We start from the raw sequence: 16,516 nt of genomic DNA on the forward strand, positions 1-16,516 counted from the left end.
GCTGGCGGCTGTCGATCCGGCGGCGCGGCGGCTGGGGCTGACGCCTGGCATGACCCTGGCCGACGCCCAGGCCCGGACGCCGACCCTGCGCACCGTCGTCCACAGGCCGATACGCGACGACGCCCTGCTGACGGCCGCGCTGGAGGATTTCGGCCGTTTCACCCCCATGATCGCGCCGGATCCGCCGCACGGCCTGATGCTGGACGTGACCGGCTGCGCCCATCTGTTCGGCGGCGAGACGGGGCTGATGCGCCGGGTTCAGGCGCGGGCTGCGGACGCGGGGCTGCAAATCCGCCTCGCCTTGGCCGGGACGCCGCAATGCGCCCGCGCCCTGGCCCGTTTCGGCCCTGGCGGCCGGTTCGCGCCAGGACAGGACCGCGCCGCCGCGCGCCGCCTTCCGGTCGCCGCGCTGGAACTGCCGCTAAAGGCCGAACAGGCCCTGCGCCGTGCGGGACTGAAACGGCTGGCCGATCTGGACGACCGGCCCCGCGCACCCCTGGCCGCCCGTTTCGGCGCCGACTTTTCCGCGCGCTTGGCGCGGGTGCTGGGCGACGAGGACGTGCGCATCACCCCGCACCGGCCGCCGCCGCTCATCGTCGTCGATCGCGTCTTCTTGGAGCCTCTGTCTGCACCCGAGGATGTCGAGCGCGTCCTGTCGGACCTGCTAGCCGAGACCGCCGACCGGCTGGACCAGGTCGGCCAGGGCGCCCGCGCCTTCGAGGCCGGCTTCTATCGCGTGGATGGGAAGGTGCGGCGGATCGTCGTGCGCGCGGGGCGGCCGACACGCGACGCAGGCGTCGTCCTGCGCCTGTTCCGCGAACGGTTGGCGGCCCTGGCTCATCCTTTGGATCCCGGTTTCGGCTTCGACCAGATGCGGATGGCGGTGACGGCGGCCGAGGCCCTGGCGCCCGTCCAAGGTGGCCTGGTGGGCGGCCCGCACGGCGACCGGCCGAACGAGGAGGATTTCGGCCGCCTGATCGACCGGCTGACCGCGCGGCTGGGGCCGGAAGCGGTGCTGAGGTTCGCCCCCCAGGAGTCCCACATCCCCGAACGCGCCCAGCGGCTGGTTCCCGCCGGGGCCGCCAAGCCTGAAAGCGACAGGGCCGAAGACTGGGCCGAAGACAGGCCCGAAGACTGGCCCGCGCCCGATCCCGACGCCCCTCCCCTGCGCCCATTGCAGATGTTCCATCCACCCCAGCCGGTCGAGACGATGGCCGAGGTTCCCGACGGCTCGCCGATGCGCTTTCGCTGGCGCCGGGTGCTGCACGAGGTGGTCCGTTCCGAAGGCCCCGAACGGATCGGCGGCGAATGGTGGCGCGCGCCTGACCAGCGCACCCGCGACTATTATCGCGTCGAGGATCGCACGGGCCGCCGCTTCTGGCTGTTCCGCCAGGGTCTGTACGGCGAGACGGACGAGCCGCGCTGGTTCATCCACGGCCTGTTCGCATGAGCCCGCTGGACCCACGGCTTCTAAACCCTCAGGGGGACTACGCCGAACTGGCCGTGACCAGCAACTTCTCCTTCCTGCGCGGCGCGTCGCATCCCAAGGCGCTGGTCCTGACCGCCCTGCTGCGCGGCCATGCCGGAATGGGGCTGGCCGACCGCAACACCGTCGCCGGGGTGGTGCGGGCCTGGAGCGCACTGAACGACCTGCGCCGCGACGGCTTGGCCCCGCCGGAAAAGCTGCGCGACGGCGGCAGTCCGGGCGAGGTCGCCTTCGTCGACGATCCGCTGAACGATCTAGCCGTCGCCGAGGCGATCCGGCGCCGGGCGGCCGATTTCCGCCTGATCGTCGGCGCGCGCCTGGCCTTCAACGACGGGACGCCGGACATCCTGGCCTATCCCGAGACGCGGGCCGGCTGGGGCCGGCTGACGCGCCTGCTGACCCTGGGCAATCGCCGGGCCAAGAAGGGCGAATGCGAGATCGGCCTTGCCGACCTGTTGGCCGATCCGACGGACCTGCTGCTGATCGTCATGCCGCCGGATCGGCTGGCGGGGCTGGACGACAGACTGGCGCGCGTGGCCGAGGCGGCGCCGGGGGCGGTGTGGCTGGCGGCCTCCATGCTCAGGCGCGGCGACGACCGGCGACGGCTGGCGCGGCTGAAGACCCTGGCGGCGCGGGTCCGCGTCCCCCTGCTGGCCGTCAACGACGTCCTCTACCACCTGTCGGGCGAGCGCGATCTGCAGGATGTCCTGACCTGCATCCGCGAAGGCGTGACCATCGAGGCGGCCGGGCGCCGGCTGGAGGCCAACGGCGAACGCTGGCTGAAGCCCGCCGGCGAAATGACGCGCCTGTTCAAGGACGCGCCCGAGGCCGTGACGGAGACGACCGCCTTCCTGTCGCGGGTGATGTTCGACCTCGAGGACCTGACCTACAACTATCCGCAGGAGCCGACGCCGCCCGGCAAGACCTCTCAAGAATGGCTGGAGCACCTGACGTGGCGCAACGCCGACGTCTACTATCCCGAAGGCGTTCCCGACAGCGTCCGAGCGACCCTTCGCAAGGAGTTGGATTTCATCAGGCACGTCGATTACGCCCCCTATTTCCTGACCATCCATGACATCGTCCAGGAGGCCAACACCCGCGGCATCCTGTGCCAGGGCCGCGGCTCGGCGGCCAATTCCGCCGTCTGCTATGTGCTCGGCGTCACCTCGGTCGATCCGGCCAAGCACGACCTGCTGTTCGAGCGGTTCCTGTCCGCGAGTCGGGGCGAGCCGCCCGACATCGACGTCGATTTCGAGCACGAGCGGCGCGAGGAGATCATCCAGTATCTCTACGAGAAATACGGCCGTCATCGCGCCGGCATCGCCGCCACCGTCATCCGCTATCGCCCACGCAGCGCCATCCGCGACGTGGGCAAGGCGCTGGGCCTGACCGAGGACATCACCGCCCGTCTGGCCTCCAGCCACTGGGGCAGTTGGGGGACCGAGATCGGCGATCGGCACGTCGAGCAGGCCGGGTTAGACGCCGCCAATCCGATGGTCGGCCGCGCCGTCGCCATGGCCTCGCGCCTGCTGGGCTTTCCCCGGCACCTGTCCCAGCACGTCGGCGGCTTCGTCCTGACCCAGGACCGGCTGGACGAGCTGGTCCCCATCGGCAACGCCGCCATGCCGGACCGCACCTTCATCGAATGGGACAAGGACGACATCGACGCGCTTCGGCTGATGAAGGTCGATATTCTAGCCTTGGGCATGCTGACCTGCATCAGGAAGGCCTTCGACCTGATCCAGGCGCACCAGAAGCGGACCTATCTGCTTCACACCGTCCCGGACGCGCAGCCCGATGTCTACGCCATGCTCCAGAAGGGTCACTCCATCGGCGTCTTCCAGGTCGAGAGCCGCGCCCAGATCAACATGCTGCCGCGCCTGAAGCCCAGGAATTTCTACGACCTGGCCATCCAGGTCGCGATCGTCCGTCCCGGCCCGATCCAGGGCGACATGGTGCATCCCTATCTGCGGCGGCGCAGCGGCGCGGAAGAGGTGAACTATCCCCGCCCCGGTTCCGACCATCCCCAGGACGAATTGGAGGCCATCGTCAGTAAGACCCTGGGCGTGCCCCTGTTTCAGGAGCAGGCGATGAAGATCGCCATGGTCGCCGCGCGCTTCACCCCCGAACAGGCCAACGGCCTTCGCAGGGCCATGGGCACCTTCAAGGGCGACGGCGATCTGATGAAATACGAGGGGCTGATGGTCTCCAACATGATCGCGCGCGGCTATGATCCCGACTTCGCGCGGCGCTGCTTCGAACAGATAAAGGGTTTCGGCTCCTACGGCTTTCCCGAGAGCCACGCCGTGTCCTTCGCCAAGCTGGTCTACATCTCCGCCTATCTGAAGAAGCGCCATCCGGCCGCCTTCGCCTGCGCCCTGCTGAACAGCCAGCCGATGGGCTTTTACGCCCCGGCCCAGATCGTGCGGGAAGTGCAGGAGATCGGCGGGGTCGAGGTCTGCCCCATCGACGTCTCGCACAGCGACTGGGACAACACCCTGGAGGGGCCCGAGGAGACGCCGATCCTGCGGCTGGGCCTGCGTCAGATCGACGGGTTCAAGGAAGACTGGAGCCGCGCCTTGTCGGCCGCCCGCGCCGAGGGTCCCTTCACCGATCCCGAGACCCTGGCCCGGCGAGCCGCCCTGCCCGGCGCGGCGATGCGGAAGCTGGCCGACGCCGACGCCTTCCGGTCCCTGGGCCTGGACCGGCGCGAGGCGTTGTGGGCGGTCCGTCGCCTGCCCGATGACGATCCCCTGCCCCTGTTCGCCGCCGCCGAGGCGCTTCAGCACGGGGCCCGCGAACTGGGCGCCGAGCCGGACGCCCGCCTGCCGCCGATGCCGCTGGGCGAACACGTCGCCGCCGACTACCAGACCACGCGCCTGTCGCTGAAGGCCCATCCGATGCAGTTGCTGCGCCCGGTCTTCGCCGCCGAAAACGTGCTGAGCTGCGCCGAGGCCGAGGCCCGTGGCGGCGGCTCCCTGGTGCGGGTCGCGGGCGTCGTCCTGGTCCGCCAGCGGCCAGGCAAGGGCAACGCCATCTTCGTCACGCTGGAAGACGAGACCGGCGTCGTCAATGTCGTCCTGTGGGCGCGCCTGTTCGAGCAGTTCCGTCGAGAGGTCATGGCCGCCCGCCTGATGCAGGTCGAAGGCGTGGTCGAGAAAAGTCCCGAGAACGTGGTCCATCTCGTCGTCCGCCACGTCATCGACCGCTCGGACGAACTGTCGCGTCTGTCAGAGGAGCATGAAACCCAGGTGCAGTTGGCCCGCGCCGACGTCGTGGCGAATCCGCAGCTTCCGCGTCTGCCGCCCCATCGCCATCCGCGCGATGCGCGCATCCTGCCCGGATCGCGCGACTTCCATTAGCGAACCCATGGCTGAGATGGCCTGGCCAAGCCCGCCACCTGCTCGGCCGCCGCCAGGCTGTGCGGCAAACCGATGTCGACGAAGTCGCCGTCCTTGATTTCGGCGCCGAGCACGCCCCTGGCGCACAGGCGCGGCAGGGTGTCCTTTTCCAGCGAGACGCGGCCGTGGACGCCGGCGAAGACATCGCGCCTGAACCGATAGACGCCCCCGTTGATGACGCCCGAGACCAGCGCGGCGCGCGGCCGGATGGCGACGACGCGGCCGCCTTCGACGTCGAGCGTTTCGTAGCGATCGGCAGGCGAAACCTCGCGCGCCGCGACCATGCCGGAAAGTCCTTCGGACAGACCCAGACCGCGCCAGTCGAAATCGAACCAGGTGTCGCCGTTAACCAGAAGAAACTGATCGTCCAGCAGGGGCAGCGCGTGGGCCACGGCGCCGGCCGTATCCAGGGGTTCCGGCTCGACGGACAGCCGCAGCGCCGCGCCGCGCCAACGGCCGACATAGCCCTCCAACGCCTCGTGGCGATAACCGGCCGACAGAATCAGGTCGTCGAAACCCTCGCGCACCGCCTTGTCCAGCAGATGCTCGATGAAGGGCCGCCCCGCCACGGGCAGCAGAGGCTTGGGCGTCTCGGCCGTCAGTTCGCCGAGGCGCGAGCCGCGGCCGCCGACCAGAAACACCGCTTGGCCGGCGCTCATCGCGGCACGCTCCAGGCTTCGGCCCCGTCCAAAGTGAATTTCACCGCGCTGGCGGCCCCGCCCGCCTCGTTCAAGGCGGCGGTCAGGCGATAGCGGTTCTCTGGATCGGTGCAGAACATCAGAAAGCCGCCGCCGCCCGCGCCTGACACCTTGCCGCCCCAGGCTCCCTCGCCCAGGGCCAGGTCGAACAGCGCATCGACCTTTGGCGTGGCGATGCCGGCCGCCGTCATCTTCTTGGCCTCCCACGAACGCATCAGCACCCGCGCCACGCGGCGGATGTCGCCTTCCAGAACGGCCTCCTTCATCGCCATGGCGTCCTGCTTCAGCCGGTGCATGCCGTCCAGCACCGAGGCGTCCAGTTCGGTCAGCCCCCTCACCTGCGCATTGATGATGGTTTCGGAGCGCCGCGACTGGCCGGTGAAACAGACCACCAGCGACGATTCCAACTCGTTCAGATAGGCGCGGCGCACCCGCAACGGGTTCACCACCACCCGCTCCTCGGCCAGAAACTCGATAAAGTTCACGCCGCCGAACGCCGCCGCATACTGGTCTTGACGCCCGCCGGCCAATCCCAGCTCCACCCGCTCGACCCGATAGGCCAGGCGGGCCACGTCATAGGGGCCAAGCGGCAGGTCCAGCGCCACCCGGAACGCCTCGACCAGGGCCACCACCAGGGCCGAAGACGATCCCAGACCGGAGCCGGCCGGCGCATCGGAGGTGGTGGACACCGTCAGCGCCGGCGTCGCCCCGTCCAGCCATTGCTCCGCGACATGGCGGTAGACGGCGCGGTGCAGCGCCAGTTCGCCCCCATGAGTCGGCGGCAGAACCGGGTCCATCACCTCCTCGACCCCGATGTCGCGCGCGCGAAAGGCCAACCGTCCCTCGGGATGGGCGTCGATGTGAGCGAAGGCGAAGCGGTCGATGGTGGCGTTCAGCACGGCCCCGCCGAACTGATCGCAATAGGGCGACAGATCCGTGCCGCCGCCGGCCAGGCCCAGCCGCAGCGGCGCGCGCGCGCGCACGCCCCAGTTCGGGACCTGGCCCGCCCGCACCATCACCGGGGCGTTTCCACCATTTGACGGGAGCCGGCGCGATCGACGCCGTATCGCAGGCGCGGCATGTTCTGGCTGGCCATATAGGCCTCCAGCGCGACGCCGTCGCCGGGCTGGAACAGCATCAGGAACCCCCCGCCCCCGGCGCCGATCACCTTGCCGCCGGTCACGCCCAGGTCGCGCTTCACATGGTCGTAGAGATCGTCGACGGCCGACCAGCTGATCTTGCCCGACAGCCTCTTTTTCTGGGCCCAGTGCTCGTCCAGCATCCGGCCCCAGCCGTCCAGATCGCCGGAGACCCAGGCGTCGCGGATACGGTAGCCCAGATCCTTGATGAAGCCCAGGCTGTCGCTGACCGTCTCGCGGCGCGGGGCGGCCTCGGACAGCATGGCGGCGTTCTGATCCGCCAGAACCAAGGCGGCGTCCCGGCGCAGGCCGGTGTAGTAGATGTGGGTGTGTTCGATGAAGGCCGCCTCGACCTCCGCGTCCAGATCGACCCGATTGACCGCCACTCGGCCATCCGGCGCGATGTCCAGGGTCGTCAGGCCGCCGAAGGACGCCATATATTGGTCTTGCTTGCCGATGCCCTTGTTCAGGACGCGGATTTCCAGGTCGCACGCCTCCTCGGCTAGGGCCTGGGGCGATGGCGTGTCTCCCTTCATTCCATGCAGGGCGTTCAGGAAGCCGACCAGGAAGCTGGACGACGACCCCAGGCCCGTCCCGCCCGCGATATCGGCCAGGGACGCGGTCTCCAGCCGGTCGTCGAAGCCGTGGGCCATCAGGGCCGCGCGGACCAGTTCATGCTGAACCTCGGTCGCGCGCGGCGACACCTCGGGCTGCGGCCCATAGACGACGACACGGTCGTCGAAGGCGGGGCGGTGCGCGACGACGCGGATGTATTTGTCCAGCGCCATGGCGAAGATGAAGCCCCCGTCGTTGCGGTAATAGCTTTCCAGGTCGGTGCCGCCGCCGCCCAGAGTGACGCGCAGCGGGGTGCGGGTGGTGATCATGGGCTGCGGCTCAGGCGGCCGAAGCGGCGACGGGCGCGATCTGTTCCCAGTGTCCCTTGTGCAGCGCCAGAGCAGGGTGGGAGACCAGCAGGTGCCAGACCACGGCGGCCAGCCCCTCGACCAGGGGCGTGATCAGTTGCGGATCGACGGTCGGCACGATCACGCAGGCGTCGGCGGCCTGGGCCGTATAGCCGCCGTCGCGACCGACGATTCCCGTGACCATGGCGCCGCGCGCCTTGGCCAGTTGGATGGCGCGCACGATGTTGACGCTGACGGGCGGTTCGACGCTGCCGCCGCCGACCGAGAAGACCAACAGACCGTCCTCGGCCTTCAGCCGGCTGGTCTCCAGCCAGGTCGACAGCGTGCCTTCCCAGCCCTCGTCATTGATGCGGGCGGTCAGTTCCGAAACGTTGTCGGTCGGACAATAGGCCTCGAAACCGCAGATCTTGCGGAAGTCGTTGGTGGCGTGGCTGGCGTGGCCCGCGCTGCCCCCGACGCCGATCAGGAACAGACGTCCGCCGCGCTCGCGCACCTCGGCCAGGCGCTGGGCCATGGCTTCGACGGCCTGGCGGTCGATGGCGGCCATGGCCTTTTCGGCGGCGGCGAAGAAATGATCGACGAACATGAATTCAGTCCTGAAGTACGGGCGCCGGCGCGGCCGGCGTGGTTTGAAGAATAAGGGCGGTCGCCTGACTCAGGTCGGCGGCGATCACGTCGGCGCCGGACCGGCCGTTGTAGGGACGATCCAGAAGCACGGTCCGCACCCCGGCTGCGCGTCCGCAGACGATGTCGCGATCCATGTCGCCGACCATCCAGCTTTGCGACAGATCGACATTCCAGCGCGCGGCCAGGTCCAGCAGCATCCCGGCCTTTGGCTTGCGGCAACTACACTGGTCGGCATCGTCGTGCAGGCAGGCCTGCACCGCATCGACCGGCACAGCCTGGACCAGGGCGGCGTGAATGGCGTCCAGCGCCTCGCCAGTCATTTTCCCGCGCCGGACGTCGGGCTGATTGGTCACGACAAAGGTCAGATAGCCGGCCGTCCGCAACGCCTGTACGGTCTGCGCGGCCCCTTCCGCGATCCGAAGTTCGCCAACGGTTCGCGGCGAGGCCGGCTTGCCGTCGCGCCAGACGACGTCGTTCAGCACGCCGTCGCGGTCCAGGAAGATGGCGGGCCGTCCAGCCATGATTACAGCTTGAAACCCGCCGCCACCGCATCTGCGCGGAACATGGCCACGGTCTCCAGCGAAAGATCGGTCAGATCCTTGCCCGCCATGTCCAGCTTCTTCAGGATGTCGGGGGTGGCGGTGATGATGTGGCACCCGCATTCGGCCGCCTGAAAAACGTTCAGCACCTCGCGCGTCGAGGCCCACAGAACCTCGGCCTGGGGCTTGCGCGCCGCCATGGCGACCGCGGCCCGCATGACCGGCACGGGGTCGACGCCGGTGTCCGCGATCCGGCCCGCGAAGACCGACAGGATGGCGGGCGTGTCGTCGGCCAGGATGTCGACCGCTTCGGCCACCTGCTCCAGCGTCAGCATGGCGGTGATGTTCAGCTTCACCCCGTCCGCCGCCAGCGCGCGGGCCATCGGCAGGCTGGACTGGCCCTGGGTGTTGGTGATCGGTATCTTCACATAGACATTGTCGCCCCAGGCGGCGATCAGGCGCGCCTGACGCTCCATCTCCGCGAAATCGTCCGAGAAGACCTCGAACGACAGCGGCATGTCGGGGATCAGGGCGATCAGCTGGCGCGCGAAATCGGCATAGTCGGCGATCCCCGCCTTGAACATCAGCGTCGGATTGGTGGTGAATCCCGTCACCATCCCCTGCGCGTGAAGGCGCGAGAAGTCGGCCAGGCTGGCGCCGTCCCCATAAAGCTTCAGGCCCCCGATCGGCGGCTTCGGCGCCGCCTTCGAGACGATGGGTCGGTCGACCTGGGTCAGCATGAGAAAGTCCTTCGGCGATGACGGTTCGGCCCCGCATAGTCCAAGATGCGTGCCGTTATGCGGATACTAGCGGGGGCGGGGCGACGGCCCCTTAACGCAAAGGGTTAAGGCCGGTCGTCGTCATCAAGCGGACGCCTCGTCGATGAAGCCGACAGGGCGACGCCATGTCAGCTTGCCTAAACCGTGCTGGATCAACAGCCTCCACCTAAGGCGCGAGGTCGAGCGATGCTCCAGCGTCAGCCACGACAGAACGCCGCCAAGCGCCGTCTGGATTAACCCTTTGACGAAAAGCTCCACCCTCGCAAGGGCCGGGTGACGCGCCCCGTCGATGTAGATCGAGACATAGTGTTGTGTTTCGCGACGGGTGCGAAGCAGCCGATAGGGGATCGCCGTCCGATTTCGGAACACCGTCTCGGTGACGCGCGCCCTGGCCGCCCAGACGATGCGGCGTCCCTGGCGATGCAGGCGCACGAACAGCTCGGCGTCCTCGCCCCCCGCATCGCCGAACGCCTCGCGCATGGCGGACCGCCCGTCGGGAAAGCACCGCTTCAGGTCGAAGATGGAGTTCCCGGTGCCCAGGCCGTAACGCGGGCGACCCGACGGCCCGGTCAGCGCGATCTCCGACAGGTCGGGCAAGCCCAGATCGCGCACGAACTGGCGCCCTTCGGGATCATAGGCGGGCGGGGCGCCCTCCTCGAACACGGCGAAACGCGGCCCTACGGCAATGTCGGCGCCCGTGGCCTTCAAGGCGCCGGCCAGGGCGTCGGTCCAGTCGGCATCGGCCGTCTCGTCGTCGTCGATCACCGCCAGCCAACGTCCGCGCGCCTCCATGAAGCCGCGATTGCGCAACGTCGCCATGTTGCGCGCCAGGTCCGAGACATAGCGGATGGGCCAGGGCGACGCCGGGGACAGAGCCTCGACCACCTCGCCGCCCGCCCCGGCCGGATGGTTGTCGACCACGACGATCTCCATCGTCAGTCCCAGCGTGTTCCGCTGCGCCAGGCAGGATCGCAGGGTCGCCTCCAGCCCCCGGGGCCGGTCATAGGTCAGGATGGCCAGCGTCAGATCGGGCGCCGCCTCGCTCACGCCGCCGTCTCCTCGATGAAGCCGATGGGCGCGCGCCAGGTCAGTTTGCCCAAGCCTTTAGCCATGCCGATCCGGTGATCGTAGCGGTGTTTCCGGTCCAAGAATTCGCCGGTCGCGACATAGAGCCCGGCGTGCACCGCCGTCTGCGCCAGGCCCAGCAGCCCGACTTTGATGGTGGTCAGGAGCTTGTTGTCGCTGGTGTCTATCCGACACACGGCATAGTGCTGCGAGCCGCGCTTCATGCGGGTGATCATATAATCGGGCCTGGCCCGGCTGGTCTCGATGAATTCGCGCACCACGGCCTCGGGGCACCAGACGAAGCGCCGACCCGCCATGGCCAGGCGGAACAGCAGTTGCGTGTCTTCGCCATTGGCGTTGCCGAAGGCGACGCTGAACGGCTCCGGCCCGTCCAGGCAGGTCGAGACGCGAAAGGCGGCGTTGCCGCTGCCCAGGCCCTTGCCGCGTCTGCGCAGGCGCCCGAACATGGCGATCGGCTCGTCCGCCGGCATCTTGAAGTCCAGCGTGTAACGCCAGCCGTCGGGGTCCCAGTCTGGGGCGCGGCCGCCCTCGAACTCCGGCAGCTTGGGCCCGAAGGCGGCGTCAGCCCCGGTGCGGTCCAGGCAGGCGGTCAGCGCCGCCAGCCAGCCGGGCTGCGGCTCTTCGTCGTCGTCGATGAAGGCGACGTAGCGGCCTTGGGCGGCGGCGATGCCCTTGTTCCTGACGATGGAGATGTTGCGGCGCGGATCGGCCAGATAGGTCATGGCGACGCCGGTCTCGGCCGCCAGCCGTTCGACAAGGCCGCGCGCCAGCTGGTCGGGATGGTTGTCCACCACGATGACCTCGAACGCGCCCCAGTCGCCGCCCTGGGTCGCGCAGCCGCGCAGCGTCCGCTCCAGCAGGTGGACGCGGTCATAGCTCAGGATGACGACGCTGATGTCCGCGCTCATGCGCCGGTTCCCCGCAGCACCACTCCGGCCGTGCGGACCAGGATCCAGAGGTCGAGGCCCAGCGACCAGGTCTCGATATAGTGGATATCCAGCCGCACCCATTCATCGAAATCGTTGATCCGGTGGCGGCCCTCGACCTGCCACAGGCAGGTGATGCCCGGCTTGACCGCCATCTTGCCCATCTGGAACGGAGTGAAGCGGACGTATTCGTGCGCGCGCGGCGGACGCGGCCCCACCAGGCTCATGTCCCCTTTCAGCACGCTCCACAGCTGCGGGAACTCGTCCAGGCTGTAGCGGCGCAGCACGCGGCCCAGCCGTGTGATGCGCGGATCGTTCTCCATCTTGAAAGCAGGACCTCGCATCTCGTTTCGGGATTGCAAGGCCTCTTCCTGACGGTCGGCCCCGATCACCATCGTTCGAAACTTGTAGCCCCGGAACCGGCGGCCGCCTTGTCCCACCCAGTCCACGCCATAGAAGGCGGGGCCCGGCGAGGTCGCCTTGACCAGAAGGGCGATCGCCAGCAGCAGCGGCGCCAGCATCACCAGCAGCACGGCCGAAACGGCGATATCCATCAGGCGCTTCATCGCCAGGCCAAGGCGCACGTCGCGGCCGCCCGCCAGGCGCGGCGAGGCCGGGGTTTCGTTCGACAATGGCAAGGCGGCGTGGCTCATGCGGCCCCTATATCAAGAACCACGCCAGGTCGCGCGCGACGGTTGAAAGCGGCAAGCGAATTGCAGTTTGCGCCGCTGCAACGCAGAACGGTCGCATCATGAACAGCCTGTCGCCCCGCCACGTCTTTCGACCGGAACTCGAAATCCGCTTCGCCGGGCTGCGGTTTCATCCGCTGACGACGGATCAGGCGGTCGCGGCCCTGGCCGCCCGCCCGGCGGACCTGCCGTTCGACATCCTGATCACGCCGAACGCCGAACACGCCTGGCTGCGCCGCCAGGATGCGGAGTTCGACCATATCAGCGGCCGCGCCTGGCTCAGCACCAACGACAGCCGCGTGTTGCGAAAGACGGCCGCGCTCGGCGGCGTTGACCCGGGCTTCGCGCCGGGCTGCCACATCGTCGAACGGCTGTTCCACGAGGTGATCGCGCCGGACGACCCGATCACCATCATCGGCGGCGACGCCTCGGCGATCGCCGACCTCGCCGGACAGTTCGGCCTGACGCGCGTCGCCCACCACAATCCGCCGATGAGGTTCATCCACGATGCGGACGCCGTGCGGGCCGCCGTCGATTTCGTCGCCGCCCATCCCGGCCGGTTCGTGTTCGTGGCCATGGGACCGCCCCAGTCCGAGAAGTTCTGCCAGCGCATCATCGACGACGGCCGCGCCACGGGCCTGGGCCTGTGCATCGGCAGTTCCATCACCACCCTGACCGGCCGCACGCCGTCCGCTCCCCGGTGGATGGAGGATCGCGGACTGGTCTGGCTGTATCGTCTGGCGCGCGAGCCTGGCCGGTTGTGGAGACGCTATCTGATGCGCGGCCTCTACGGTCTGGGACTGGGGCTGATCGATTCGGTCGCCTTCCGCCTGGGGCTCAAATCCGCCCGCCCTCGTGACTGACGCCGCCCGCCTGGAGGCCTGGCGGGGACGCCTGGATGCGGACGCGCACAAGCGCGAGGCCCAGGCGGATCGTCTGCTTGCCCTGTGGGCCGGAGCGGTGCTGGTGTTGATGCTGCTCTACGTCTGCGTCGGTCCGAATCCCTATCAGCACGAGATCGCCATCGATCCCCTGACCGGCGGCGCCGAGGCGTCGCCCGTGAACCGCGTCGTCTGGCTGGGTCTGTTCGCCCTGTCGGCGCCGTTGTTGTGGTTCCGTCGTCGGGCGCTGCCGGCCATGACGCTCAGGCTTCTGCCGCTGCTGGCCCTGTTCGGTTGGTTCGCCCTGACGACGCGCTGGGCGCTGGACCCGACGGTGTCGACGCGGCGGCTGATCCTCTATTCGGTCAATCTGGCGATCTGCGTCGCCATCGCGATCGGGCTGGGCGACAGCCGGCGGCTGCATCTGGCCATGGCGACCGGATGCGCCGTGCTGGTCGGGGTGGATGTTCTGTCTTGGATCGCGGCGCCGGGCGTGTCGATGACGCCCCTGGGCCTGGCGGCCATCCATTCGCACAAGAACACCCTGGGCGCCGTCATGCTGCTGGCCGGGTTCGTCTGCGGAACCTACGCCTGGGCCTGCAGCGACTGGCGGACCCGCGCCTTCTGGTGGAGCGTCACGGCGATGGCTGTCGTGCTTCTGATCGCCAGCCTGTCCAAGACCAGCATGGGCCTGTTCGCCGCCCTGGCCTGCGCCACGCCGGCCATCGTCGCGGTCATGGCCCAGCGTCGGATCGTGCGGCTGGGGCTGATCGCCGTCGTCGGCGCCGTTCTGGCCGGAGCGGCGTTCGGCTGGCTGGCCTATTGTCTCGTGGTCGGCGACGATCCCTGGGCGCCGTTCGCCGGCGTCACCTTCACCCAGCGCACCGACGTCTGGACCTTCGTCTGGGACGAGTTCGTCAGGCGACCGATCCAGGGCTGGGGCTTCGGTTCGTTCTGGGACATCGACCCATCGGTCCAACCCAGCCTGCAGACGGACGCCTGGTTCGCCCAGCCCGACGCCTTCACCAACGAGGCGCACAACGGCTTCCTGGACCTGGCGGTCACGACCGGCCTGGTCGGCCTGGCCGGCGCCGTCCTCATCCTGATGCGCTGGGTTTTCGGCGGTCTGGGGCTGATCCGCGAGGCCGTCGGCGGGGACCGGCGAAGGTTGGCCGCGGCGCTCCTGCTGGGCGTCTTTCCGTTGATGGTGTTCGGCCACAACTTCATGGAAAGCAGCTATTTCACCGCCAACTCCATCTTCGGCGCAGTGCTTTTGCTGTTGGGGGTGGAGATCGAGCGGCGCTTCAGCCGCGCCTGAGACGACGGATCAGCACCGCCAGCACCGCCAGCATGGCCGCCGCTTCCAGCCCCTGGCCCGCCGCCGTGCCCACGATGGCGCCGCCCGGCCCCAGCCGGCCGATGCCCCACAGCACCCCGACCGCCGCCACGGCCGAGGCCGAGGCGTTGGCGATGGCCAGGGCCTTGAACGCCTTCAATATCTGCAATCCCGTGCTGGCCGCCACCTGGACGAAGCCGAAGGCTGCGCTCAAGCCCCACAGCGGCAGCATCCAGCGCGCGTCGGCGTATTTGCCGTCGAACGCCAGCTCCGTGATCGTGGGCCACGCCGCCCAGATCAGCCCGGTCCAGCACAGGGCGAAGACCGCCCCGGCCGCGGCCGACACGCTCAGCAGCCGGACATAGCCGCGCCAATCGCCGGCGTCCCGCCGCGCCGCCAGGTCGTTCCTCGCCGCCATGCTCCAGGACGAGGCCAGAAGCGGCGCCGGTCGCAGAAAGGTCTGGCTGAACGACAGCGCCGCCAGCACGCCCGGCCCATAGGCCGCGCTGACGGCGAAGACATAGAACCGCGCCAGAACCTCGGTGCTCGACACCCCCAGGAACAGCCAGCCGGACTGCCGGCCATAGGCGACATAGCCCGGCAGGGCGCGGATCAGACCGCCCCACAGGCCCCTGCTGGCGCGCGCCAGGCCGACAAGCCCCACGACCGCATAGGCCGTCCCCATGAGCCCCAGCACCTGCTCGGCCCTTAACGGGTTGAACAGCAGGCTCCCCAGGGCCAGCAGGGCGACGGCCACGATCAGCACCGCCCCGGTCTGGACCGCCGCCGCGCGGCCCTGGCCCCGGCTGAAAAGAGTCAGCCGCACATATTGCTGAAGCAGATAGGCGGGCGTGAACGCCGCCGCCGTCCAGACGCCGAACGCGCCGCCGCGGTTGATCCCGATCGTCACGGCCGCGCCCAGCCCGACCGCCAGCCAGAAGCACGCAGCGGCGCCCAGCATCAACCGTTCGGTCTCGAACCGCGCGGGGTCCAGGCCCCGGCCGCCGGCCAGAACCTGAAGGTGCGCCACGCTGATCGCGTTCTGCACGCTGGCCAGCACATAGGCGACCGAGAACCAGAAGACGCAGGCCCCGAATTGATCGGGCGACATCAGCCGGCCCAGGACCAGCACCACGCCCAGGTTCAACAGCGAGAACAGGCCCTGTTCGACGACGGCCGTCAGATAGGGCGACGCGCGGCCGATCCGCCCCGCCAGCGCTCTCATCGGAAGCGGTTCAGGTCGTAGCTGAAGCCGAAGTTGAACGGCAGCACCCCATTCAAATATTGCCGCACGAACAGGTTGACCTCCGCGATGGCGCTGCGCGGCACGAAGATCAGGTCGCCGGGATGCAGCAGGAAATCCTGCCGCGCATCGGTGTTCAGCAGCGCCTTGGCGTCCACGATCCGCGAGGCCAGCCGCCCGTCGGCGACGCGCCGCAGCACCACCACCTTGCCCGTTCCGGCCGTCTCGGCGAAACCGCCGGCGGCGAAGATGGCTTGGGCGGTGTTCATCTCGCCGCGAATCTGCACCACGCCGGGGGTCTTGACCTCGCCGCCGACGTAAATCTGCGACGCGCCATAGGTCGCCACGCTGATCTGCACCTGCGGATTGCGAAGCACCCCGGCGTAGGCTTCGGTCAGACGCTGGCTGGCGTCGCGCACGGTCAGGCCGCCGACCGGCGCCGGCCCGATCACCGGAAAAACCCCCTGCCCGTCCGGCCCCACGACGACATCGGCGTTCAATCCGTCTTCGACCAGAAAGTTCAGTCTCAGTCCGTCGCCTGCGGCCAGCCGATACTGATAATCGTCCTGGCCCCAGGGTGCGAAATCATAGGGCTGGGCCTGGCCCCGCACGCCGCCGCCCGAGGCGCAGGCGGCCGAAAACAGCACCAGGGCGATCGCGATCATGCGCCAGACGGCCATCGGGTTTCCTTAGTCGCGGACCGACTCGCACGCCGCCGCCCGTCGCATCTTTCTGTTTTTCACCGACAATGCCAAGGCCGGAC

15 protein-coding genes are annotated in these 16,516 nt (G+C 68.9%); 4 read left to right on the top strand and 11 right to left on the bottom strand.

Annotated elements, in window-relative coordinates:
* Window position 1: 1 nt before the first annotated feature.
* Entirely contained in the window at window positions 2-1,450 is a 1,449-nt protein-coding gene (locus AC0L6G_RS03620) for a Y-family DNA polymerase (RefSeq protein ID WP_473253209.1), read from the top strand.
* Window positions 1,447-4,848 (top strand): error-prone DNA polymerase, encoded by a 3,402-nt coding sequence (locus AC0L6G_RS03625; protein WP_473252881.1) that lies wholly within the window; start codon window positions 1,447-1,449, stop codon window positions 4,846-4,848. The genes AC0L6G_RS03620 and AC0L6G_RS03625 overlap by 4 nt, the downstream gene beginning before the upstream one ends.
* Here the strand turns inward: AC0L6G_RS03625 and AC0L6G_RS03630 are convergent.
* From AC0L6G_RS03630 to AC0L6G_RS03670, 9 genes are all read right to left on the bottom strand, one after another.
* Window positions 4,845-5,546, bottom strand: coding sequence for a sugar phosphate nucleotidyltransferase (locus AC0L6G_RS03630; protein WP_293824993.1), 702 nt, complete (start codon window positions 5,544-5,546; stop codon window positions 4,845-4,847). The two genes, AC0L6G_RS03625 and AC0L6G_RS03630, sit on opposite strands and share 4 nt — an antisense overlap.
* Window positions 5,543-6,601, bottom strand: a complete 1,059-nt coding sequence (locus AC0L6G_RS03635; protein WP_293824994.1) for a GHMP family kinase ATP-binding protein — start codon at window positions 6,599-6,601, stop codon at window positions 5,543-5,545. The genes AC0L6G_RS03630 and AC0L6G_RS03635 overlap by 4 nt, the downstream gene beginning before the upstream one ends.
* On the bottom strand, window positions 6,601-7,608 hold the full coding sequence (locus AC0L6G_RS03640) for a GHMP family kinase ATP-binding protein (RefSeq protein WP_293824996.1): 1,008 nt from the start codon (window positions 7,606-7,608) through the stop codon (window positions 6,601-6,603). The genes AC0L6G_RS03635 and AC0L6G_RS03640 overlap by 1 nt, the downstream gene beginning before the upstream one ends.
* A gap of 10 nt (window positions 7,609-7,618) precedes the next feature.
* Window positions 7,619-8,233 carry an SIS domain-containing protein gene (locus tag AC0L6G_RS03645; protein WP_293824998.1) on the bottom strand — a complete coding sequence of 205 codons (615 nt, stop codon included), beginning with the start codon at window positions 8,231-8,233 and terminating at the stop codon, window positions 7,619-7,621.
* Between the two features lie 4 nt (window positions 8,234-8,237).
* Window positions 8,238-8,795: a D-glycero-alpha-D-manno-heptose-1,7-bisphosphate 7-phosphatase gene (locus AC0L6G_RS03650; RefSeq protein ID WP_293825000.1), complete on the bottom strand. Its 558-nt coding sequence runs from the start codon at window positions 8,793-8,795 to the stop codon at window positions 8,238-8,240.
* 2 nt (window positions 8,796-8,797) lie between these two features.
* Complete coding sequence (locus tag AC0L6G_RS03655) at window positions 8,798-9,553, bottom strand: transaldolase (protein ID WP_293825002.1); 756 nt, start codon at window positions 9,551-9,553, stop codon at window positions 8,798-8,800.
* Window positions 9,554-9,676: 123 nt separating this feature from the next.
* Window positions 9,677-10,639 (bottom strand): glycosyltransferase family 2 protein, encoded by a 963-nt coding sequence (locus AC0L6G_RS03660; protein ID WP_293825004.1) that lies wholly within the window; start codon window positions 10,637-10,639, stop codon window positions 9,677-9,679.
* A complete protein-coding gene (locus AC0L6G_RS03665) occupies window positions 10,636-11,586 on the bottom strand; it encodes a glycosyltransferase family 2 protein (protein ID WP_293825006.1) in 951 nt (316 codons plus the stop codon). Before AC0L6G_RS03665 ends, AC0L6G_RS03660 begins: the two co-directional genes overlap by 4 nt.
* Entirely contained in the window at window positions 11,583-12,257 is a 675-nt protein-coding gene (locus tag AC0L6G_RS03670; protein ID WP_293825008.1) for a sugar transferase, read from the bottom strand. The genes AC0L6G_RS03665 and AC0L6G_RS03670 overlap by 4 nt, the downstream gene beginning before the upstream one ends.
* 98 nt (window positions 12,258-12,355) lie before the next feature.
* Here AC0L6G_RS03670 and AC0L6G_RS03675 point away from each other — a divergent pair, with 98 nt between their 5' ends.
* Window positions 12,356-13,156: a WecB/TagA/CpsF family glycosyltransferase gene (locus AC0L6G_RS03675; RefSeq protein ID WP_473252882.1), complete on the top strand. Its 801-nt coding sequence runs from the start codon at window positions 12,356-12,358 to the stop codon at window positions 13,154-13,156.
* On the top strand, window positions 13,149-14,492 hold the full coding sequence (locus tag AC0L6G_RS03680; protein ID WP_293825012.1) for an O-antigen ligase family protein: 1,344 nt from the start codon (window positions 13,149-13,151) through the stop codon (window positions 14,490-14,492). Before AC0L6G_RS03675 ends, AC0L6G_RS03680 begins: the two co-directional genes overlap by 8 nt.
* Here the strand turns inward: AC0L6G_RS03680 and AC0L6G_RS03685 are convergent.
* Window positions 14,479-15,735 carry a lipopolysaccharide biosynthesis protein gene (locus tag AC0L6G_RS03685; RefSeq protein WP_473252883.1) on the bottom strand — a complete coding sequence of 419 codons (1,257 nt, stop codon included), beginning with the start codon at window positions 15,733-15,735 and terminating at the stop codon, window positions 14,479-14,481. The two genes, AC0L6G_RS03680 and AC0L6G_RS03685, sit on opposite strands and share 14 nt — an antisense overlap.
* Complete coding sequence (locus tag AC0L6G_RS03690; protein WP_291537416.1) at window positions 15,732-16,433, bottom strand: polysaccharide biosynthesis/export family protein; 702 nt, start codon at window positions 16,431-16,433, stop codon at window positions 15,732-15,734. The genes AC0L6G_RS03685 and AC0L6G_RS03690 overlap by 4 nt, the downstream gene beginning before the upstream one ends.
* Window positions 16,434-16,516: the final 83 nt, after the last annotated feature.

The sequence above is a fragment of the Brevundimonas sp. D3-1P genome (assembly GCF_055809335.1).

Coding starts and splice junctions, on each gene's coding strand:
- AC0L6G_RS03625 (WP_473252881.1), top strand. CDS start 1,447: ATGAGCCCGCTGGACCCACGGCTTCTAAACCCTCAGGGGGACTACGCC.
- AC0L6G_RS03630 (WP_293824993.1), bottom strand. CDS start 5,546: ATGAGCGCCGGCCAAGCGGTGTTTCTGGTCGGCGGCCGCGGCTCGCGC.
- AC0L6G_RS03635 (WP_293824994.1), bottom strand. CDS start 6,601: ATGGTGCGGGCGGGCCAGGTCCCGAACTGGGGCGTGCGCGCGCGCGCG.
- AC0L6G_RS03640 (WP_293824996.1), bottom strand. CDS start 7,608: ATGATCACCACCCGCACCCCGCTGCGCGTCACTCTGGGCGGCGGCGGC.
- AC0L6G_RS03645 (WP_293824998.1), bottom strand. CDS start 8,233: ATGTTCGTCGATCATTTCTTCGCCGCCGCCGAAAAGGCCATGGCCGCC.
- AC0L6G_RS03650 (WP_293825000.1), bottom strand. CDS start 8,795: ATGGCTGGACGGCCCGCCATCTTCCTGGACCGCGACGGCGTGCTGAAC.
- AC0L6G_RS03655 (WP_293825002.1), bottom strand. CDS start 9,553: ATGCTGACCCAGGTCGACCGACCCATCGTCTCGAAGGCGGCGCCGAAG.
- AC0L6G_RS03665 (WP_293825006.1), bottom strand. CDS start 11,586: ATGAGCGCGGACATCAGCGTCGTCATCCTGAGCTATGACCGCGTCCAC.
- AC0L6G_RS03670 (WP_293825008.1), bottom strand. CDS start 12,257: ATGAGCCACGCCGCCTTGCCATTGTCGAACGAAACCCCGGCCTCGCCG.
- AC0L6G_RS03675 (WP_473252882.1), top strand. CDS start 12,356: ATGAACAGCCTGTCGCCCCGCCACGTCTTTCGACCGGAACTCGAAATC.
- AC0L6G_RS03685 (WP_473252883.1), bottom strand. CDS start 15,735: ATGAGAGCGCTGGCGGGGCGGATCGGCCGCGCGTCGCCCTATCTGACG.
- AC0L6G_RS03690 (WP_291537416.1), bottom strand. CDS start 16,433: ATGGCCGTCTGGCGCATGATCGCGATCGCCCTGGTGCTGTTTTCGGCC.